General features: G+C 72.2%; 19 protein-coding genes. 15 read left to right on the top strand and 4 right to left on the bottom strand.

The window, feature by feature from the left end; translation table 11 throughout:
- Nucleotides 1-39: 39 nt before the first annotated feature.
- The gene (locus OG230_RS06250) at nt 40-711 is read right to left on the bottom strand and encodes a lysophospholipid acyltransferase family protein (RefSeq protein WP_328909122.1); all 672 of its coding nucleotides are present in this window, start codon (nt 709-711) and stop codon (nt 40-42) included.
- Between the two features lie 235 nt (nt 712-946).
- On the opposite strand from OG230_RS06250, the gene OG230_RS06245 reads away from it, so the two are divergent.
- The 3 genes from OG230_RS06245 to OG230_RS06235 all read left to right on the top strand — a co-directional run bounded on the left by OG230_RS06245 (nt 947) and on the right by OG230_RS06235 (nt 3,313).
- Nucleotides 947-2,107 (top strand): glycerophosphodiester phosphodiesterase, encoded by a 1,161-nt coding sequence (locus tag OG230_RS06245; protein ID WP_328909121.1) that lies wholly within the window; start codon nt 947-949, stop codon nt 2,105-2,107.
- A gap of 116 nt (nt 2,108-2,223) precedes the next feature.
- On the top strand, nt 2,224-2,772 hold the full coding sequence (locus tag OG230_RS06240; RefSeq protein ID WP_328909120.1) for a sigma-70 family RNA polymerase sigma factor: 549 nt from the start codon (nt 2,224-2,226) through the stop codon (nt 2,770-2,772).
- A gap of 37 nt (nt 2,773-2,809) precedes the next feature.
- On the top strand, nt 2,810-3,313 hold the full coding sequence (locus OG230_RS06235; RefSeq protein ID WP_328909119.1) for a GNAT family N-acetyltransferase: 504 nt from the start codon (nt 2,810-2,812) through the stop codon (nt 3,311-3,313).
- A gap of 21 nt (nt 3,314-3,334) precedes the next feature.
- Here OG230_RS06235 and OG230_RS06230 read toward each other — a convergent pair whose 3' ends face one another.
- Nucleotides 3,335-3,766 (bottom strand): hypothetical protein, encoded by a 432-nt coding sequence (locus OG230_RS06230; protein ID WP_328909118.1) that lies wholly within the window; start codon nt 3,764-3,766, stop codon nt 3,335-3,337.
- A 2-nt stretch (nt 3,767-3,768) separates the two neighbouring features.
- On the bottom strand, nt 3,769-4,128 hold the full coding sequence (locus OG230_RS06225) for a hypothetical protein (protein WP_328909117.1): 360 nt from the start codon (nt 4,126-4,128) through the stop codon (nt 3,769-3,771).
- Between the two features lie 635 nt (nt 4,129-4,763).
- Between OG230_RS06225 and OG230_RS06220 the strand changes: the two genes are divergently transcribed.
- The 8 genes from OG230_RS06220 to OG230_RS06185 all read left to right on the top strand — a co-directional run bounded on the left by OG230_RS06220 (nt 4,764) and on the right by OG230_RS06185 (nt 15,671).
- Nucleotides 4,764-5,825 (top strand): methionine ABC transporter ATP-binding protein, encoded by a 1,062-nt coding sequence (locus OG230_RS06220; RefSeq protein WP_328909116.1) that lies wholly within the window; start codon nt 4,764-4,766, stop codon nt 5,823-5,825.
- The gene (locus OG230_RS06215; protein ID WP_328909115.1) at nt 5,822-6,493 is read left to right on the top strand and encodes a methionine ABC transporter permease; all 672 of its coding nucleotides are present in this window, start codon (nt 5,822-5,824) and stop codon (nt 6,491-6,493) included. Before OG230_RS06220 ends, OG230_RS06215 begins: the two co-directional genes overlap by 4 nt.
- A 72-nt stretch (nt 6,494-6,565) precedes the next feature.
- Nucleotides 6,566-7,432: a MetQ/NlpA family ABC transporter substrate-binding protein gene (locus tag OG230_RS06210; RefSeq protein WP_328909114.1), complete on the top strand. Its 867-nt coding sequence runs from the start codon at nt 6,566-6,568 to the stop codon at nt 7,430-7,432.
- A gap of 101 nt (nt 7,433-7,533) precedes the next feature.
- Nucleotides 7,534-8,220: a GNAT family N-acetyltransferase gene (locus OG230_RS06205; protein WP_328909113.1), complete on the top strand. Its 687-nt coding sequence runs from the start codon at nt 7,534-7,536 to the stop codon at nt 8,218-8,220.
- A gap of 106 nt (nt 8,221-8,326) precedes the next feature.
- Complete coding sequence (cbiE, locus tag OG230_RS06200; protein ID WP_328911317.1) at nt 8,327-9,562, top strand: precorrin-6y C5,15-methyltransferase (decarboxylating) subunit CbiE; 1,236 nt, start codon at nt 8,327-8,329, stop codon at nt 9,560-9,562.
- 332 nt (nt 9,563-9,894) lie between these two features.
- Nucleotides 9,895-13,236, top strand: a complete 3,342-nt coding sequence (cobT, locus tag OG230_RS06195; protein WP_328909112.1) for a nicotinate-nucleotide--dimethylbenzimidazole phosphoribosyltransferase — start codon at nt 9,895-9,897, stop codon at nt 13,234-13,236.
- Nucleotides 13,237-13,535: 299 nt separating this feature from the next.
- Nucleotides 13,536-14,789: a uroporphyrinogen-III C-methyltransferase gene (cobA, locus tag OG230_RS06190; protein ID WP_328909111.1), complete on the top strand. Its 1,254-nt coding sequence runs from the start codon at nt 13,536-13,538 to the stop codon at nt 14,787-14,789.
- 63 nt (nt 14,790-14,852) lie between these two features.
- A complete protein-coding gene (locus OG230_RS06185) occupies nt 14,853-15,671 on the top strand; it encodes a TrmH family RNA methyltransferase (RefSeq protein ID WP_328909110.1) in 819 nt (272 codons plus the stop codon).
- Nucleotides 15,672-15,681: 10 nt separating this feature from the next.
- Here OG230_RS06185 and OG230_RS06180 read toward each other — a convergent pair whose 3' ends face one another.
- Complete coding sequence (locus OG230_RS06180) at nt 15,682-17,010, bottom strand: serine/threonine-protein kinase (protein WP_328909109.1); 1,329 nt, start codon at nt 17,008-17,010, stop codon at nt 15,682-15,684.
- A 205-nt stretch (nt 17,011-17,215) separates the two neighbouring features.
- On the opposite strand from OG230_RS06180, the gene OG230_RS06175 reads away from it, so the two are divergent.
- The 4 genes from OG230_RS06175 (at nt 17,216) to OG230_RS06160 (ending at nt 19,549) form a co-directional block, all read left to right on the top strand.
- Entirely contained in the window at nt 17,216-17,473 is a 258-nt protein-coding gene (locus OG230_RS06175) for a hypothetical protein (protein WP_328909108.1), read from the top strand.
- Between the two features lie 188 nt (nt 17,474-17,661).
- On the top strand, nt 17,662-17,868 hold the full coding sequence (locus OG230_RS06170) for a hypothetical protein (protein ID WP_328909107.1): 207 nt from the start codon (nt 17,662-17,664) through the stop codon (nt 17,866-17,868).
- Between the two features lie 242 nt (nt 17,869-18,110).
- Nucleotides 18,111-19,187 (top strand): phosphotransferase family protein, encoded by a 1,077-nt coding sequence (locus tag OG230_RS06165; RefSeq protein ID WP_328909106.1) that lies wholly within the window; start codon nt 18,111-18,113, stop codon nt 19,185-19,187.
- A 65-nt stretch (nt 19,188-19,252) separates the two neighbouring features.
- A complete protein-coding gene (locus OG230_RS06160) occupies nt 19,253-19,549 on the top strand; it encodes a TFIIB-type zinc ribbon-containing protein (RefSeq protein WP_328909105.1) in 297 nt (98 codons plus the stop codon).
- Nucleotides 19,550-19,654: the final 105 nt, after the last annotated feature.

The raw sequence follows: 19,654 nt of genomic DNA, 5'->3' as shown, positions 1-19,654 counted from the left end.
GGGGTACGGGCCCTTCCGTGCGACGCGGAGCGCGTCAGCTCACGCGGCCTTGGCCTTCGTGGCGTACATGTCGACGTACTCCTGGCCGGACAACCGCATCACTTCGGCCATGACGGAGTCCGTCACGGCACGCAGCACGTAGCGGTCGCGGTCCATGCCCTCGTAGCGGGAGAACTCCATCGGCTCGCCGAAGCGGACCGTGACCTTGCCGGGGCGCGGCAGTCCGGCGCCGCCCGGCTGGAGCTTGTCGGTGCCGATCATCGCGAACGGGACCACGGGGGCGCCCGTCATCAGGGTCAGCCGAGCGATGCCCGTACGCCCGCGGTACAGGCGGCCGTCGGGGGAGCGGGTGCCCTCCGGGTAGATCGCGAAGGCGTGGCCCTCGTCCAGGATCCGGCGGCCCGTCATCAGCGCCGCGACGCCGCCGCGACCGCCGTCCCGGTCCACCGGGATCATGCCGCAGCCGGTGAAGAACCAGGCCATGAGCCGGCCCTTGAGCCCCTTGCCCGTGACGTACTCGTCCTTGCCGATGTAGTACACCGGCCGGTCGCAGCAGATCGGCATGATCATCGAGTCGATGAACGTGAGGTGGTTGCCCGCGAGGATCACCGGCCCGGTCCCGGGGATGTTCTTGGCGCCTTCCACCTGCGGGCGGAACATCAGGCGCAGGATCGGTCCGAGCACTGCCTTGATGACCGTGAGTCGGGACAACGGTTCCTCCGGTGTCGTGGCCGGGCGGCCGGGGCGGGTGCGAAGCGAGGGTCTGTGCAGGTGAGGACGATACTCGCGGGTACTCCCTGATCGCACATCGGGTTCACGAAGTGGATACGCAGTGTTGACGTGTGTTTCCGCCATGTTCGTCCAGAAGCTGCCCCACCGATGGCGTAGCTGCCTACGCTCGGGCCTCGCTCGACCAAGGTGCCGGACATCACAGCGAGGAGCATTCATGACAGAGCGTGCGCAGACGAGCCCCGGCAGGCGGACCCTTCTGGGAGCCGCCGTGCTCGGCACGGCAGCCCTCGGCCTGACCGGGACGGCCGCAGCCGCCGAGCGCGGCCCCGAGGGGCGTGGCACCGGGCGCGGCGGCTACCGCGACCTGCCCGTGCCGACCGTCATAGGCCACCGCGGCGCGAGCGGCTACCGGCCCGAGCACACCCTCGGCGCCTACCAGCTGGCCCTGGACATGGGCGCGCACATCATCGAACAGGACCTCGTGCCGACGAAGGACGGCCACCTCGTCTGCCGCCACGAGAACGACATCACCGGCACCACGGATGTCGCCGAGCACCCCGAGTTCGCGAACCGCAGGACGACGAAGAAGGTCGACGGCGTCTCCCTCACCGGCTGGTTCACCGAGGACTTCACCCTCGCCGAACTGAAGACGCTCCGGGCCAAGGAGCGCATCCCCGGCACCCGCCAGGAGAACACCCTCTACGACGGCCGCTGGGAGATCCCCACCTTCGAGGAGGTCCTGCGCTGGGCCGACCAGGAAGGGCGCCGGCGCGGAGCACCCGTATGGCTGTACGTCGAGACCAAGCACCCCACGTACTTCCGGTCCCTGGGCCTCGGCCTGGAGGAGCCGCTCGCGCGGCTGCTGCGCCGCCACGGCCGGCACCGCGCGCACTCCCCGCTCATCCTGCAGTCCTTCGAGCCGAGCTCGATGCAGCGGCTGTCGAAGCTCGTCGCCACCCCCCGGGTCGTCCTGCTGTCCGGCGCCGCGACGCGCCCCTGGGACTTCGTGGAGGCCGACGACCCGCGTACCGTCGCCGAACTGGTGCAGCCCGCCGGTCTCAAGTGGATGGCGTCCTTCGCGCAGGGCATCGGCCCCACGCTGGACCTGATCATCCCCAAGGACGCCGCCGGACGGCTCACCACGCCGACCACCCTCGTGCGGGACGCACACGCGCAGGACCTGATCCTGCACCCGTACACGATGCGCAACGAGAACAGCTTCCTGCCCGCCGAGTTCCGCCGCGGCACCGACCCCGCCGCGTACGGCGACGCGTTCGGCGCGTTCCGGACGTACTTCGAGGCCGGCATCGACGGCGTGTTCTCCGACAACCCGGACACCGCGCTGCTCGCCGCGGCCGACTTCTCCCGGGACTGACACGCAGGGGCCGGCCGGGCCCCGCCCCGACGTCAGCACCCGGCCGGGCGGACCCCGGTCGGGTGGCGCTCCCCGCACACGGCAACCGGCCGCCCGCGCGGCACGTCGGGTGGGGCATGACGCTTATCGATCATGCCCCGCCCCCGGCCGGACCGGCCGTCGTCCGGGCCCTGCTCCCGCTGGTCCGCGCGGAGGCGAAGGCCGAGGCCCAGGCCGCTTCCGCCGATCCCGCCGACCTCGAACAGGCCGTATGGCTCCGGCTGTTCGAGCGCCTCGCGGCGCAGGGGCCGCCCGGCGACCCGGCCCGCTGGGTACGTGACGCCGTACGCGCGGAGGCCCGGCGCACCCGGCGGACGGCCCGTCACGAGTACCCGTACGGCAGCGCCGAACCCGCCGCGGACGCCTACGGCTGCCCGGAACGCAGCGCCCTCGGCGCCGACACCCGGCGGGTGTTACGCACGGCACTGGAACGCCTGCCCGGAGGATGCCCTCGGCTGCTGGAGGCGATGCTTTCCCCCACCGATCCGACCTACCGGGAAATCGCAGGAAGGTTGGGTATGTCACAGGGGAGTTTGGGTCCGATGCGTTCCCGATGCCTTGGATGTCTGCGCAGAATGCTCGCGGCGGAGGTTGTAGCTCCTGAACTGCGGGGAAAGGAGCGGTAGACAACCGGCGGATCAGGTGAGCGGGAGGCATGCACACATGGGCATGAGCGTGACCATCTCGGCGGCGACCACACAGGACGTCGAGCAGATATTCAAACTCCGATACCTCTGTTTCCAGAGCGAGGCGGAGCTCTACGGCAACTACCGGATCGACCCCCTCGTGCAGACCCTCGACTCGGTCCGCGAGGAAGTCGAGACGGACCTGGTGTTCGTGGCCCGGCTCGGCGACGAAGTCGTGGGCTCGGTACGCGGCGTGGCCGACGCGGACGGCACCGGACAGATCGGCAAGCTCTGCGTCCATCCCCGGCTCCAGGGACACGGCCTCGGCGCCCGTCTGCTGCGCGCCGCGGAGTCGGGTCTCACGGCCGGTCGCGCGGCCACCCGCTTCCGGCTCCACACGGGGCACCGGAGCGAGGGCAACCTGCGGCTGTACCGCCGGGAGGGGTACGCACGAGTGGGGGACACCACCGGGCAGGACGGTGTCCGGCTGATCCTGCTGGAGAAGGACGCCGCCGCACCCGCCTACGTGGCGAGCGCCTGACAGGACGTCGTACGCGGGTGGTTACGCGCTCTTCGCGCGACGCAGCCAGATCATCCCGGTGACCGGCAGGATCACCGGGATGAGCAGGTAACCGGTCCCGAAGTCCGACCAGACGGTGGCGTCGGGGAAGGCCGAGGGCTCCACCATCGTCCACGTACCGACGACGAGCACGCCGACGAGCTCGGCGGCGCAGCACACCAGCGCCGCCCTGCGTGCCTTCTCCCCACCCCGCACCAGTGAGTACGTGATGAAGCCGTACACGACGGCGGCGACGGCGGACAGCACGTAGGCCAGCGGCGCCCTGTCGAAGTCCAGGATCATCTGGACGATCGAACGGGAGGCGGCGGCCACGGTGAACACCCCGTAGAACCAGACCAGTACGCGCCCCGGCCCGGTGCCGAGTTCGAACGGCTGCCTGCGGGCGCCCTCGGCGGTGCGATCGGTGTCGGTCACGGTCAGTTTCCCCAGATGTCGTAGAGCCGCACTTCGAGGACGGCCAGCACGACCGCCCCCGCCGCCACCGTCACCGAACCCCAGCGGGTCCGCTCGGTCAGCGACAGGAAGCCGGCCGCGGGCACGGCCGCGAAGGCACCGATCAGATAGGCGATGAAGATCGTCATCCCCTGCTCGGGCCGCTCGCCGCGGGCCAGCTGCACGATCCCGACCACCAGCTGCGCCAGCGCCAGTACCGAGACGACGGCCATCCCGATGAAGTGCCAGTCCTTCGTCGGCTGGTCCCGGATGGCGGCGAAACCGCACCAGGCGGCAAGGGCGAGCGCGGACACGGCGACCGCGACCGTCAGGGCGTCAAGCATGATGCGAGGGTATTACGGCCCGCCGGAGCCCCCGCGTTCGGCCCCGTGACGCGGTCCCGTCCACGGGCCGGGCGGCCGGCCGGGGCGCCGGGCGCCGCAGGGGCCGTGGCCCCCGCCGGAGCGAAGATCGTGGCCTTGGCCACAGACGGCGACCGCCCCCGGACCACACCCGACCCGGGCCGCGGCCCCGGTGCGGCCGTATCGGCGCAGGTCACAGCCGTGTGCGTGAAATCCTCCGCGCCCCGGGGAAAAGCGGACGGTCACCATCCACGGCTGTCCGCTATCCGGACAGGCTGGTGGGCGCCGTCGTGACGTCTGTTTTACTGGGGACATGACCACGACGAGCTACCGCATCCCTGCGACCGAGGCGATCACCACGCCCGGTGCTCGTTGTATGTGTCGAATGCGCGCCTTCTGAGGGTCCACGCCTGAGTCTCGCGCCCCGAAGCGAGATCGAGCCCACGCCGTCCGCACCCAGCGGAACGTGCCTGCCCGAGCACGCGCTGCCTTCCGGCCGTCCGCCGCGATCAGCTGTGCCGAGACCTACCGGTCAACCACTGCGAACAGTCTCACCAGACGAACGCCCCGTGCCCGGCGGACACCGCGCCGCGCACTCGACAGTGACGGAAACCCCTGTGATCACCACTTCGGGCCTCACGAAGGTCTACCAGTCGCGCGGCCGAGAGGTCACCGCCCTCGACGGCGTCGACCTGCATGTCCGCGAGGGTGAGGTGTACGGCGTCATCGGACAGAGCGGCGCCGGGAAATCCTCCCTGATCCGCTGCGTCAACCTGCTGGAACGCCCCACCGCGGGCACCGTGACCGTCGCGGGCCAGGACCTCACCGCACTCGCGGGCCGGGGCCACCGCGCCGGCAAGGAACTGCGGGAGGCGCGCAGCCGCATCGGCATGGTCTTCCAGCACTTCAACCTGCTGGCCTCGCGCACCGTCCAGGACAACGTCGAACTGCCCCTGGAGATCCTCGGCGTCTCCGGCCGGGACCGGGCCCGCAAGGCCCTCGAACTCCTCGACCTGGTCGGTCTCTCCGACAAGGCGAAGGCGTACCCCGGGCAGCTCTCCGGCGGCCAGAAGCAGCGCGTCGGCATCGCCCGCGCCCTGGCCGGCGACCCCAAGGTGCTGCTCTCCGACGAGGCGACCTCCGCTCTCGACCCCGAGACCACCCGCTCCATCCTCCAGCTGCTGCGCGACCTCAACCAGCAGCTCGGCCTCACCGTCCTGCTCATCACGCACGAGATGGACGTCGTCAAGACGGTCTGCGACTCGGCCGCCCTGATGCGCAGTGGCCGCGTCGTCGAGTCCGGCACCGTCCGCGAGCTCCTCGCCACCCCCGGCTCCGAACTGGCCCACGAGCTGTTCCCCGTCGGCGGCACGGCATCGGGCCCCGACAGCACGGTCGTCGACGTCACCTTCCACGGCGAGGCCGCCGGCCGGCCGGTGATCTCGCAGCTCTCCCGTACGTACAACATCGACATCTCGATCCTGGGCGCCGCCATGGACACCGTCGGCGGCAACCAGATCGGACGGATGCGCATCGAGCTCCCCGGCCGCTTCGAGGAGAACGTCGTCCCGATCGGCTTCCTGCGCGAGCAGGGACTCCAGGCCGAGGTCGTGGAGCCCGCCGCGCCCGGCGTCCCCGTACAGACCCCCGCCCCGCTCGCCAAGGAGGCCGTCAAGTGACCTGGTCCGAAATGCAGCCACTGCTGACCCAGGGCACCGTCGACACCCTCTACATGGTGCTGTGGTCCGCGCTCGTCACCGTCCTGGTCGGCCTGCCGCTCGGCGTTCTGCTGGTCCTCACCGACAAGGGCGGACTGCTGCAGAACACCGCGGTGAACAAGGTCATCGGTGTGATCGTGAACATCGGCCGCTCGCTGCCCTTCATCATCCTGCTGATCGCGCTGATCCCGTTCACCACCTGGGTCGTCGGCACGTTCATCGGCCCGACCGCGATGATCGTCCCGCTCGCCGTGGGCGCCGTCCCCTTCTTCGCGCGGCTCGTCGAGACGGCGATCCGCGAGGTCGACCACGGGCTCGTCGAAGCCGTCCAGTCCATGGGCGGATCCATCCCGACGATCGTCCGCAAGGTCCTGCTCCCGCAGGCCCTGCCCTCGCTGATCTCGGGCGTCACCACCACCGTGATCGTCCTCATCGGCTACTCCGCGATGGCGGGTGCCGTCGGCGGCGAAGGGCTCGGATCCAAGGCCGTCACCTACGGATTCCAGCGCTTCGACAACCAGTTCATGCTCGTCACCGTCGTGCTCCTGGTCGTCATCGTGACCGTGGTCCAGCTGATCGGCGACGGAGCCGTACGGCTGCTGGCCCGCCGAGGCCGCACCACCACCTGAGACTTTCCTCCCCACCAAGCCCGAACTCCTTGTCCGGGCGCTCCACCATCACCACCGAAAGAGGCACTTTTCGTGCGTAAGAACATCAAGATCACCGCAGCTGCCGCCGCCACCGCCGCTCTCGCCTTCGGGCTCAGCGCCTGCGGTACGGACTCCGACCCCGCGGCCAAGGGCGAGACCGGCGCAAAGGCCGACACCTCCAAGGCGCTCGTCGTCGCGGCGTCCCCGACGCCCCACGGCGACATCCTGAACTTCGTCAAGAAGAACCTGGCGGACAAGGCGGGCCTCAAGCTGGAGGTCAAGGAGTTCACGGACTACGTCCTGCCGAACACCGCGACGGAGACCGGCCAGGTCGACGCCAACTTCTTCCAGCACAAGCCGTACCTGGACGACTTCAACAAGAAGAACAACACCCACATCGTCCCGGTCGTCAACGTGCACCTGGAGCCCCTCGGCCTCTACTCCAAGAGCGTCAAGGACATCAAGGACATCAAGTCCGGCCAGACCATCGCCGTGCCGAACGACACCACCAACGAGGGCCGTGCCCTTCAGCTCCTCGCCGAGAACGGCCTGATCACCATCAAGCCCGGTGTCGGCACCAACGCCAAGCTCAGCGACATCACGGACAAGAAGGGCCTGGAGTTCAAGGAGCTCGAGGCCGCGACCGTGCCCCGCGCCCTGAACGACGTGGACGCCGCCGTCATCAACGGCAACTACGCCATCGAGGCCGACCTCAAGCCCGGCACGGACTCCCTCGTCCTGGAGAAGGCCGAGGGCAACCCGTACGCCAACTTCCTCGCCGTCAAGGAGGGCAACGAGAAGGACGCCCGCGTCCAGAAGCTCGCCGAGCTCCTGAACTCCGACGAGGTCAAGAAGTTCATCGAGGACACCTACCAGGGTTCCATCGTCCCGGCCTTCGGTACCCCCGCCAAGTCCTGACCCCCGCGCGGAACTTGCTCACGGAGCCCCGCACACCCCGACGGGGTGTGCGGGGCTCCGCCGTGCGGACCCGGCCATGCACAACGCCGGGCCGATGCTGCATGCTGTGCCTTTACACGGTCTTCGGCATGGAGCTGCGCATGACTACCACCTTTCCGTCCATCTCCATCAGCACGGACAGATTGGTGCTGCGCCCCTTCGACATGGCGGACGTGCCCGCGTACATCGAGATGATGAACGACGAACTCGTCACCGCCTGGACCGAAAGTCCGCATCCCTACACCCAGGTCGACGCCGAGCGGTGGGTCCGCAGGATCGCTCCTGCGGAGCGCACCCAGGGCAGCGGAATCGTCTTCGCCGTCACCGAGTTCCTCACCCAGCGCCTCGTCGGATCGGTCCGCCTCCTCAACACCGACTGGCGCACCCTCGCGACCGAGGTCCGCTACATCACCGCGCCGTGGGCACGCGGCGAGGGGTACGCCACCGAATCCGTCCTGGCCCTCGCCGAGTGGCTCTTCCGGGACCAGCGGTTCGAGCGCATCGAACTGCGGACCCCCGCCGACAACACCGCCTCCCAGCAGGTCGCCCAGAAGCTGGGCTGCATCAGCGAAGGGGTCCTGCGCAACGCGCGGATAGCGCGTACCCGGACCGAGAACGGCACGGACGGCGGCTGGACCGACATCAGGACCGACCTGATCGTCTGGGGCCTCCTCCCCGAGGACCTCGAAGGGGTCGCCGAGCAGCTCGCCGACGCGGGCGGCTACGGCAGCTACAACGACTGGAACTGACAACGAGCAGGCGCCGGACCCGCCAAGGTACGGACCAGGTACTCTCACCGTGCCCGCCACCAGCGGGCAGCCCCACGCCTGCGACACCTCCAGGAGACTGACGACGATGGCCGACCGGGTCACGGTGATCGGCTGGGACGGCTCGCCACTGAACAGAGCCGCCACGGCCGCGCTCTCGGCCGCCACGCTCGTCGCCGGAGCAGGGCACCACCTCGCGCTCCCCGAAGTCCCCGAACGCGCCGAACGCATCCGTCTCGGCAGCGTCGACCTGGCCGCCCGCAGGATCGCCGGACACCGCGGCAGCGCCGTGGTCCTCGCCGACGGCGACCCCGGCTTCTTCGGCGTCGTACGCACCCTGCGCGCACCCGAACACGGCCTGGAAGTCGAAGTCGTCCCCGCCGTCTCCTCCGTCGCCACCGCCTTCGCCCGCGCCGGAATGCCGTGGGACGACGCCCAGGTCGTCGTCGCCCATCCCCGCACCCTGCGCCGCGCCGTCAACGTCTGCCGCGCCCACCACAAGGTCGCCGTCCTCACCTCGCCCGGTGCGGGCCCCGCCGAACTCGCCCTGCTCCTCGACGGCGTCCACCGCACCTTCGTGATCTGCGAGGAGCTCGGCACCGAGCGCGAACAGGTCACCGTCCTCACCTCGGACAAGGCCGCCGACCACGCCTGGCGCGACCCGAACGTCGTCATCGTCATCGGCGGCGGCCCCGAAACCACCGCCACCGGCGCCTGGATCGCCGGCCGCCACCCCGCGTACCCCCGGGGCGTACGGGGCTGGGCGCTGCCCGCCGACGCGTACCGCGACGGCGCCACGGACGCGGGGGAGACCGGCGAAGGCGAGTTCCCGGGCCTGCGCGCCGCCCAGTTGGCTCGCCTCGGCCCGCGGACCGGCGACCTCGTCTGGGACATCGGCTCCGGCAGCGGCGCCCTGGCCGTGGAGGCCGCCCGCTTCGGCGCGGCCGTCCTCGCCGTGGACAGCGACCCGGACGCCTGTGCCCGTACGACGGCCGCGGCCCGCACCTTCGGTGTCCCGCTCCAGGTCGTCCAGGGCCGCGCCCCGCACGTCCTGGAACGCCTGCCCGAACCGGATGTCGTACGGATCGGAGGCGGCGGAGTCCCCGTCGTCACCGCCGTGGCGGACCGCCGCCCCGAACGCATCGTCACGCACGCTTCGACCCGCGACGAGGCCGAAGCGCTGGGCGGCGCCCTCGCCGCGAACGGATACCGGGTCGACTGCGCACTCCTCCAGACCGTCGAACTCGACACGGCCGCATGGTCGGAGCGCGAACGCTCTGTCGTCTTCCTGCTCTCCGGAGTGCGTTCGGACCTCGCCCCCTGACCCGGTGGGAGGCGACGGGAGGTAGGCTGGCCGATCGTTGTACCGCACCCGGCCGTTCGTCGCTTCGTTCGTCAATGTCCGGAAAAGGGGACCGTTTTGGTCCTCACTGTGGTACGGCACAACCGGGGGACGCGCGACGTGGCGCAGTCCACAGCTAGCCGTGGCAGAAGTAGCTGCCGCGGCGGCGAACGGCCGCGAGAATGTGTATGTCCGCGGGCGATTCGTGCCGCGCGGCGAGCCCGCTCGTTCTTGTTGACGAGCACCGGCGTGCCGTGGTTCGGGCGTCCCGGGCGAAGGGCCGAAGGAGCACTGACGATGGGCGAGGGGTACGCATGACTGACACCGGCCAGATCCCGGGCGAGGGACTGCCGGAGAACGCAGGCATGGTGGAGCAGCCGGGCGTCCCCGCCCCGGACGCCTACACCTTCCTCGATCCCTCCGAGCACGCACCCGAGGACGACGATCTTCTCCTGATGCCCACTTCCCAGGGCGCCTGGAGCGACCCGCAGGCGGCCCCGGCCGAGCCGACGGCGTACGCACCGGCACCCGAGCAGGCCATGTACCAGCCGCAGTACGCGCAGGCTCCGGCGCAGCCCGCCACCCAGGCGCCGGCGCAGGACCACTCGTACGGCGGGCAGGTCCAGGCCGCCCAGGTCGAACAGCTCGCGGGAACCCACGAGTCCGGCGGCCGTGATTCCGGCTCCGTCGACCTCAACGGGGTCCGCATCCCCGCACCCGCGCCCGCACAGGTTCAGGTGCAGGCACCCGCGCCGGTCGCCGTCGGCGCCCAGGCCGCTCCCGCACGCCGGCCGCTGCACCGGGGTCCCGCCTCCACCGAGGCGCCTTCCTTCGGCGGCACACCGAGCGGCGGAGTGGTCCGTTCCCTGGCCGACCGCGGTCCCACGGCCGCGCCGCAGACCCAGGCGCCGGCCCGGCACGCGGGTCCGCCGACCACCGGTCCCGAGTACTTCGACCTGCCGGCCGACGAGCCGGCCCCGTCGGCCGGTCCCCAGCTGGGCGAGATCCCGCCGCAGGCCCCGGGCCCGTGGACCGCCCAGCCGCCGCAGGCCGAGCAGATGGCCCCGCCCGCACCGGTGGCCCCAGCAGAAACGGTCGTCCCCGAGCCGGTGGCCGCCGCCCCGGTCGAGGTCCCGGCAGAGGCTCCCGCCGAGGCCGTCGCCGTGCCGGCCCCCGCCCCCGTGCCCGAGGACGCGAGCCTGGGCCGGTTCGTGGCGGTGGACGGCTCCGTCCCGACGCCCCCGCACCTCGCGCCGACGCAGGCCCCCGAGGCACCCGCCGTGGCCGAACAGCAGGCACAGCCGGAGGCCGTGCCCGCCGTCCTGGAACCGCAGCCCGAGCCGGTGGCCGAACCGCAGCCCGAAGCCGTGACGGCCGCCCCGGAGCCCGTGACCGTGCCCGCACCGGAGCCGGTCGCCGAGCCCGTGGCCGAGTTCACCCAGCCCGAGCCGGTGGCCGAGCAGGTCCAGCCCGCCCAGCCCGAGCCCGTGGCCCCTGTCGCGATTCCGGTCGCCGAGGAAGCCGCAGCGGTCGTGACGGAGCCCGAGCCGGTCATGGCGGAGATCGCCCCCGAGCCCCAGCAGGAGGCGGCTCCCGAGGTGGCGCCGATTCCGGAACCCGCCGCCGAGCCCTCACCGGCCCCGGCCGTTCCCGAGGCCGCACCCGCGGAACCGGTGGCCGCGGCCGAGCCGGAAGCCGTCACGGGCCCCGAGATCATCGAGACACCGGAAATCCTGGAACCGGAGCAGGCGGCCGTTCCGGCCGCGCCCGCGGTGGAGGCCCCGGCAGAGGTTCCCGCCGAAGCCCCGGCCCAGGCCGCCGAGGAGATCGCGCCGCTCGCCGGGACCATCGAGACCGCCGAGGCGGCGGACCCGGCCGAAGCACCCGAGCCGGCCGAGGAGACCGCCGCACCCGTCGCCGTCTCCCCGCCCGCCCCCGGCTACGACGACGCCGAGCGCGAGGCGGTGCTCCGGGTGATGCGCGAGCGCCGCGACATCCGCAACGGCTTCCGCAGCGACCCGATCCCGCACGAGGTCCTGCTCCGCGTCCTGGAGGCCGCGCACACGGCGCCCAGCGTGGGCCACTCGCAGCCCTGGGACTTCGTCGTCATCCGCTCGGCGGAGACCCGGCGGTCCATGCACGAGCTGGCACAGCGCCAGCGCGAGGCGTACGCCAAGTCGCTGCCCAAGGCGCGCGCCAAGCAGTTCAAGGAACTGAAGATCGAGGCCATCCTCGACACCCCGGTGAACATCGTCGTCACCGCCGACCCCACCCGCGGCGGCCGTCACACCCTCGGCCGTCACACCCAGCCGCAGATGGCCCCGTACTCCTCGGCCCTCGCCGTGGAGAACCTCTGGCTCGCCGCCAGGGCCGAAGGGCTCGGTGTCGGCTGGGTCAGCTTCTTCGACGAGCGCGAGATGGTCCGGGCGCTCGGCCTGCCCGACCACCTCGAAGTCGTCGCGTACCTCTGTGTCGGTTACGTCGACGAGTTCCCCGAGGAGCCCGAGCTGATGCAGGCCGGCTGGTCCAAGCGCCGCCCGCTGTCGTGGGTCGTGCACGAGGAGACGTACGGCCGCCGTGCGCTCCCAGGCGAGGACCCGCACGACCTGCTCCAGGAGACCATCTCCAACATCCGCCCGCTGGACGCGAAGGCGCTCGGCGAGGCGTGGGAACGCCAGAAGCGGATGACCAAGCCGGCGGGCGCCCTCGGCATGCTGGAGATCATCTCCGCGCAGCTGTCGGGACTCTCCCGCATGTGCCCGCCGCCCATCCCGGAGCCCGCGGCAGTCGCGATCTTCGCCGGGGACCACGGCGTGCACGCCCAGGGCGTCACGGCCTGGCCGCAGGAGGTGACGGCGCAGATGGTCGCCAACTTCCTGGGCGGCGGAGCGGTGTGCAACGCCTTCGCGGCCCAGGTGGGCGCCGAAGTCTGTGTGGTCGACGTCGGCGTCGCCGCCGAACTGCCCGCGACTCCCGGTCTCCTTCCCCGGAAGGTCCGTGCGGGAACGGCCGACTTCACGACCGGCCCGGCCCTGACCCGCGAGGAGGTGCTGGCCGCCATCGAGGTGGGTATCGAGACGGCCCGCGACCTCGTGGCGGCAGGCAACAAGGGCCTGCTGACCGGCGAGATGGGCATCGCCAACACGACGGCTTCGGCCGCCCTGATCTGCGTGTACACGGGGATCGACCCGGCCGAGGTGACCGGGCGCGGCACCGGAATCAACGACGAGATGCACGCCCGCAAGGTCGACGTGGTCCGACGGGCCCTCGACCTGCACCAGCCCGATCCGTCCGACCCCATCGGCGTGCTCGCCGCGGTCGGCGGCCTGGAGCACGCGGCTATGGCCGGGTTCCTGCTCGGCGGCGCCTCGCTGCGTACCCCCGTCATCCTGGACGGGGTGAGCGCCGGAGCAGCGGCACTGGTCGCCAGGGCCATCGCCCCGGAGGCGCTCGCGGCCTGCATCGCGGGCCACCGCAGCGCGGAGCCGGGCCACATCGCGGCCCTCAACAAGCTGGGCCTGCGCCCTCTGGTCGACCTGGACCTCCGCCTCGGTGAAGGTACGGGCGCACTGCTCGCGCTCCCCATCGTGCAGAGCGCTGCCCGCGCGATGCACGAGGTGGCGACGTTCGACTCGGCAGGCGTCACGGAGAAGTAACCCCATGCGCCGGGCGGACCGCACTGCGGCCCGCCCGGCGTCCGAGGGCATCTTTCGGCCGGCCCGGCGCCTGACGACCGGCCCCCGGGGCGGAGCCCCGGTTTCGGGAAGGGGCGGGCAGGGGACGAGGCCCGCCGAAGGCGCCCACCACCGCACCCACCCCCCGCCCCCACACCCCGTATCGTGGTCCCACGCCCCACCCACGCCCCGGAACCCGCACGTCACAGCCGCTCCACCGCCGCAGCGGCCCGCAGCACACCGCATCTGCACCGCACCCTGCCCGAGGAGCCCGCACAGCCATGGCCGAGCACGCCGAGCACCCCGCCTACCCCGTCGGACTGCGCCTGCGCGGGCGCCGCGTAGTCGTCGTCGGCGGCGGCCAGGTCGCGCAGCGCCGCCTGCCCGCGCTCATCGCGGCCGGCGCCGACATCACCCTGGTGTCCCCGTCCGCGACCCCCTCCGTCGAGGCGATGGCCGACGCCGGGGAGATCCGCTGGGAGCGCCGCCGGTACCAGGACGGGGACCTCGCCGACACCTGGTACGCCCTCATCGCCTCCACCGACGTCGCAGCGAACGACGCGGCGTCCGCGGAGGCCGAGCGCAGCCGTACCTGGTGCGTCCGCAGTGACGACGCCGAGGCCGCCACCGCCTGGACGCCGGCGACCGGCCGCAGCGAGGGCGTCACCGTCGCCGTGCTCACCACCACCTCGGAGGGCCGCGACCCCCGCCACTCCGCGGCGATCCGCGACGCCATCGTCGAGGGCCTGCGCGACGGCACCCTGGCCGCCCCGCACCACCGCACGCACGCCCCGGGCGTCTCGCTGGTCGGCGGCGGCCCCGGCGACCCCGACCTGATCACGGTCCGGGGGCGCCGCCTCCTCGCCGAGGCCGATGTCGTCATCGCCGACCGGCTCGGCCCCCGCGACCTGCTCGACGAACTCCCGCCGCACGTCGAGGTGATAGACGCGGCCAAGATCCCGTACGGCCGCTTCATGGCGCAGGAGGCGATCAACCAGGCGCTGATCGAGCACGCGAAGGCCGGCAAGGCCGTCGTCCGCCTCAAGGGCGGTGACCCCTTCGTCTTCGGCCGCGGCATGGAAGAGGCCCAGGCGCTGGCCGCCGAGGGCATCCCGTGCACCGTCGTGCCCGGCATCTCCAGCTCCATCTCGGTCCCGGGTGCCGCCGGAATCCCCGTCACCCACCGCGGTGTCGCCCACGAGTTCACCGTGGTCAGCGGCCACGTCGCCCCCGAGGACCCGCGTTCCCTGGTCGACTGGGCGGCCCTGGCGCAACTGCGGGGCACCCTCGTCCTCCTGATGGCCGTCGACAAGATCGGTGCCATCGCCGCCGCGCTCATCGCCCACGGGAAGTCCCCCGACACCCCGGTCGCCCTGGTCCAGGAGGGCACGACAGCGGCTCAGCGCCGGGTCGACGCCACCCTCGCGACCGTCGGCGAACGGGCCGTCGCCGAAGACGTACGCCCGCCGGCCGTGATCGTCATCGGCGATGTCGTGGCCGTCGGACCGGACCCCGTGGCCACCCCCGCCGAGTAACCGGCGGAATGGATCTTCATCCGAGCCGTTGGCACCTCACACCGGACAAGGCAGTATCACCCTGTGGCTGATCTCATCACCATCGACGACCCCGACGACCCCCGCCTGCGCGACTACACGGGCCTGACCGACGTCGAACTCCGGCGCCGGCGCGAGCCCGCCGAGGGCCTGTTCATCGCCGAGGGCGAGAAGGTCATCAGGCGCGCCAAGCACGCCGGGTACGAGATGCGCTCCATGCTGCTCTCCGCCAAGTGGGTCGACGTGATGCGCGACGTCATCGACGAGGTCCCCGCCCCGGTGTACGCGGTCACCCCCGAGCTCGCCGAGCGGGTGACCGGCTACCACGTGCACCGCGGCGCCCTCGCCTCCATGCAGCGCAAGCCGCTGCCCACGGCCGACGAACTCCTGCGCACCGCCCGCCGGGTGGTCGTCATGGAGTCGGTCAACGACCACACCAACATCGGTGCGATCTTCCGGAGCGCCGCGGCCCTCGGCATGGACGCGGTCCTGCTCTCCCCGGACTGCGCGGACCCGCTCTACCGGCGCTCGGTCAAGGTCTCCATGGGCGCCGTGTTCTCCGTCCCGTACGCCCGACTCGACGCCTGGCCCAAGGCGCTGGACGGCGTACGGGAGGCAGGCTTCAAACTCCTCGCGCTCACCCCGGACGAGAAGGCGTCGAGCATCGACGACGCCGCGCCCCACCGGCTGGAACGGGTCGCGCTCATGCTCGGCGCGGAGGGCGACGGCCTCTCCACCCAGGCGCTCATGGCCGCCGACGAATGGGTACGCATCCCCATGGCGCACGGCGTCGACTCGCTCAACGTGGGCGCGGCTGCGGCCGTCGCCTTCTACGCGGTGGCGACCGGACGCCCCAGCAGCTGACGGAGCAGGGTTACCGCTGCTCCCGGGGCATGTCCCGGGAGCCGGCGGCCCGCTCGTGCGTCTGTGTCTGTTCCTGCCCCTGCCCGCCGCCCAGTCCGCGCGCCGGTCCCTGACACCCCTGCGCCGCCGCGATCCCCAGCGCCACCAGCAGCGTCACGACCACGAAGACGACCAGCCGCTGACGCAGCAGACGGGGATTGGCGGGCCGCCGCCCCGTCGAGGTGGTCCGGGTGCCGGGCCGGGTGCCCGGACGTCCCTGCGTTCCGTTCGTCCCCTGCGTGCCGTGCGGACGCTTCCCCGAGTGTGTCGTGCTGCGCCCCGCCTGCGGACGTGTGCCGCCGGTGCGGGACGTGGTGGACCGGGAGGAGGAGGGCCGCTGCCCCTGCGGCCTGGAGGCCGCGTCGGAACCGTCGGCGCGCCGCGTCTGCTGCTCGGTGTACGGGCCGTCCAGCCGGCCGGTGGGCCGGTCCGTGTCCGGCGCGGACCGCTGAGCGGGAGGCCGGCTGTCGTGCAGCCCCTGGGCCTCGCGCGCCGCGATCTCCTTGAGCCGCATGGAGAGTTGCAGCGTGCTCGGCCGCTCCTCGGGGTCCTTCGCCAGGCAGGCGCGGACCAGCGGGGCGAGCGCGTCGTGCACGTCGTACAGCTGAGGCTCCTCGTGCACCACGCGGTACAGCATCACCTCGGAACTGCCGTGCCCGAAGGGTGAGTCGGCCATCGCCGCGTACGCCAGCGTGGCCCCCAGGGAGAAGACGTCGGTGGCGGGCGTGACCGCCGCGCCCCGCACCTGCTCGGGCGCCAGGAAGCCGGGGGAGCCCACCGCCGTGCCGACGTGCGTGAGGGTGCTCGCCCCGGTCGCCCAGGCGATACCGAAGTCGATGATCCGGGGGCCCTTGGGGGAGAGGAGGATGTTCGACGGCTTCAGGTCACGGTGGACGACACCGGCCTCGTGGACCGCCACCAGCCCCTCGGAGAGCGCGGCCCCGATCGAGGCGACCTCGGCGGCCGACAGGGGGCCCTCCTCGGCGACCTTGTCGTGCAGCGACGGGCCCGGCACGTACTGCGTCGCGAACCACGGACGGTCCGCCTCCAGATCGGCGGCCACCAGACGGGCCGTACACCCGCCGCGGATCCGCCGTGCGGCGGACACCTCGCGCGCGAAACGCGAACGGAACTCCTGATCCTCCGCCAGATCCGGGCGGATCACCTTGAGTGCCACCCGCTGGCCGCGCCGGTCCGAACCCAGATAGACGACACCCATGCCGCCCGCACCGAGCCGCCGGTGCAGCCTGAACGAGCCGACGAGACGCGGATCCTCGCGCCGGAGCCGCATCATCGCCATGTCTGCCCATCCCCGCTGCCTGGTCCGCCTGACGAGGCACAGCTTACGTACCCGGCGCCCGGCACGCTCAGAGGCCGCGCCCTCGCCGGAGAATCGATTGTCAGTGCCGGGTGGGAAACTTGAGGAGTGGTCAGGGAGCGGCGGATCCAGGCGCCCCGGCCCGTGCGAGATCTCAATGGACCGTCGCAGAAGGGGGATTGGATCAGTGAAGGGCGATCGCGTGGAGATAGTCGTGGACGCGGGAGACACCACCAGGACGTACGAGGTGGTGGCCACCAGGGCAGGCCGGAGAGTGGAGACGGCCGTCCGCCGGGGGGTGGTCGAAGTGAGTGAAGTCACTCGCAATGGATCAGTCGTCCGCACCGCCCGCTTCATGGCGACCAGGGTGCTCGCCCTGGTCGAACAACCGGTTCCCAGGGAGGACGACTCCGAGCGTCCCCTCAGGGATGTCCCCAAGGTCTAGCGCAGGATCTCCACCCAGGGGAGTACGCCGACTACCGACAGCTCATCCTCCGGGAGGCCCGGCAATCGGTACGCGGGCATGACGACCCATGCCCCACGGTTCCCTAATGTTGAGGTCAAGCGGCGGGCGCAGCACTCGTCCCCCGAGGTCAGACGCCCGCCGCTCCACATCAGGTCAGGAGAGGAACCATGTCGGACACGGCCATGCGGACCACGATCCGCACGCAGGGACGCAAGGCATACGCCTCGTTCGGCGCCCGCCCGTCCGGTACGCGCCACCCGCTGGTGGCGACGGCCATGGTTCTTCCTCTGGCGGCCCTGCTCGTAGTCGCCTTCGGCGGCTGGGACGCGGTGGTCACACAGGCGTCGTCCGTGGCTGTGATGCTGGGGCGCTGAGCGGCGCCCCGGGTCCGGAAGAGCGGTCCGGACCGGGACATCCGGCCAACAACCCCGTGGGGACGGGGGTGCGGCGGACGGCAGCGTTTGTCCGGCCAGCTGGGGAGCTGGCCGGACATCGCGCTGTCCGGACCCTTTTCGGGGCCTGCCCGGAGGATCGGAGCCGGACGGCTCCGGACCGGCCCGTACGCTCATGGCCGGGACCGGCGACCGGGCCGGACCCGTCATCGCCGGGGGAGTCCATGACCACCACCACGGTCGTACGCGCACTGGGCGACCTCGCGCACGACAGTGCCCATCCACGGACCGCGGCCTGCGACTGCGCTCCCGCACAGGTGCTGGCGGACCGCGCCGACGGCACGGTCGTCCGCAGAGGGCAGATCGTGGCCAAGGCCCACGCCCCCGGCACCGACGGCCCGGCCCTGGCCGCCCGTCTGGCCCTGGCCGCGACGCCCGCCCTGGCAGGCATCCTCCTCCCGCCCGTACCGGCACCGCGGGCCGGTGGCCCGACGGCGGCCGGGGGCCACGGGCCGGACCACCCGGACCACCCGGGCCGTACGGCCACCGGAGCAGCTACTGGGCTCTCGCAGTCCTGGGTGAACGCGCCCGGCCGGGCGCACGCGCTCCTCGAAGGCCGTCCCGTCACGCTCTGGCCGCACGGCGCCCCCGTCGACCCGTCGGACCCCGACGCCGCCCCGTGGGAGGAGGCTGCGGCCCTCCTCGCCCGCCTCCACGCCACCGAGCCGCCCCTGCCGCTCCCGCCGATGCGCGGCCCCGCCAAGGCCGCCCTGGCCGTCGCCCGGATGTGCGCGGCCCGGCCGGGCGACCCGGCCACCCGCCCCGTGCTGGACGCCTGGCGCCGCCTGCCCGCCTGGGCCCGCGACGAGGCACCCACGCCCGCGCACCGCGCGGGATTCCTCTGCCACGGGGACCTGCATCTCGGCCAGTTGGTCCGGCACCCCGCACCCCACGGCCCCTGGCTGCTGATCGACGTCGACGACACGGGCACCGGTGACGCGGCCTGGGACCTGGCGCGGCCGGCGGCCTGGTACGCGGCCGGGCTCCTGCCGCCCGACGTCTGGCTGCGCTTCCTCGACGCCTACCGCTCCGAGGGCGGCCCTGCCGTGCGTACCGAGGGGGACCCGTGGCCCGAGCTGGACGTACCGGCGCGGGCGCTGACCGTGCAGACCGCCGCACTCGCCCTGGCCAAGTCCGCTGCGGAGGGGCGTAGTCCGGATGAGGTGGAACAGTTGATGATCGACACCTGTGCCCGAATTGCGTCCCTCCCGCCCGAGTTGGCCCCAGAACGCACGTCGTAGGGTGAACCGACCGCAGCCGGGCATGAATTCCGGCGACGGCTAACCGACGGCGAGGAGCCGACCAGATGATGCAGTGTCCCAAGTGCCACGCGCAGATGCACACGTACAACCGCAACGGCGTCCAGATCGAGCAGTGCAGCGGCTGCCGCGGGATATTCCTCGACTACGGCGAGCTGGAGTCCCTGACCCGCCTGGAGTCGCAGTGGACGCAGCAGGCCCCGCCCGCTCCCGCGCCGCCGGCCCCGCAGGCGTATCCCGCCGCAGCCGCGCCCGCTCCCGCGTGGGGCGCCCCGCAGCACCAGGGTGGGCACTACGGCCACCACCGCCAGAAGAGCTTCGGACGGATGCTCTTCTCCTCCTGAGCCCGGCCTGTACGCAGCACGGCCCGGGCGCTCCGCGTCCGGGCCCGCGGCGTTTTCTCTCTGTAAACGCCGGAACCCCCGGTCGTCGAGACGACCGGGGGTTCC

This window comes from Streptomyces sp. NBC_00234, from assembly GCF_036195325.1.
In the GTDB taxonomy this organism is placed as follows: domain Bacteria; phylum Actinomycetota; class Actinomycetes; order Streptomycetales; family Streptomycetaceae; genus Streptomyces.
Note: the sequence above shows the minus strand (reverse complement) of the source record. Positions and strands in the feature narration are given on the sequence as shown.

What these genes read in the sequence shown, in the direction of transcription:
- OG230_RS06245 (WP_328909121.1), top strand. Translation starts at nt 947, where the DNA reads ATGACAGAGCGTGCGCAGACGAGCCCCGGCAGGCGGACCCTTCTGGGA.
- OG230_RS06240 (WP_328909120.1), top strand. Translation starts at nt 2,224, where the DNA reads ATGACGCTTATCGATCATGCCCCGCCCCCGGCCGGACCGGCCGTCGTC.
- OG230_RS06235 (WP_328909119.1), top strand. Translation starts at nt 2,810, where the DNA reads ATGGGCATGAGCGTGACCATCTCGGCGGCGACCACACAGGACGTCGAG.
- OG230_RS06225 (WP_328909117.1), bottom strand. Translation starts at nt 4,128, where the DNA reads ATGCTTGACGCCCTGACGGTCGCGGTCGCCGTGTCCGCGCTCGCCCTT.
- OG230_RS06205 (WP_328909113.1), top strand. Translation starts at nt 7,534, where the DNA reads ATGCTGTGCCTTTACACGGTCTTCGGCATGGAGCTGCGCATGACTACC.
- cbiE (WP_328911317.1), top strand. Translation starts at nt 8,327, where the DNA reads ATGGCCGACCGGGTCACGGTGATCGGCTGGGACGGCTCGCCACTGAAC.
- cobT (WP_328909112.1), top strand. Translation starts at nt 9,895, where the DNA reads ATGACTGACACCGGCCAGATCCCGGGCGAGGGACTGCCGGAGAACGCA.
- cobA (WP_328909111.1), top strand. Translation starts at nt 13,536, where the DNA reads ATGGCCGAGCACGCCGAGCACCCCGCCTACCCCGTCGGACTGCGCCTG.
- OG230_RS06180 (WP_328909109.1), bottom strand. Translation starts at nt 17,010, where the DNA reads ATGGCGATGATGCGGCTCCGGCGCGAGGATCCGCGTCTCGTCGGCTCG.
- OG230_RS06170 (WP_328909107.1), top strand. Translation starts at nt 17,662, where the DNA reads ATGTCGGACACGGCCATGCGGACCACGATCCGCACGCAGGGACGCAAG.
- OG230_RS06165 (WP_328909106.1), top strand. Translation starts at nt 18,111, where the DNA reads ATGACCACCACCACGGTCGTACGCGCACTGGGCGACCTCGCGCACGAC.
- OG230_RS06160 (WP_328909105.1), top strand. Translation starts at nt 19,253, where the DNA reads ATGATGCAGTGTCCCAAGTGCCACGCGCAGATGCACACGTACAACCGC.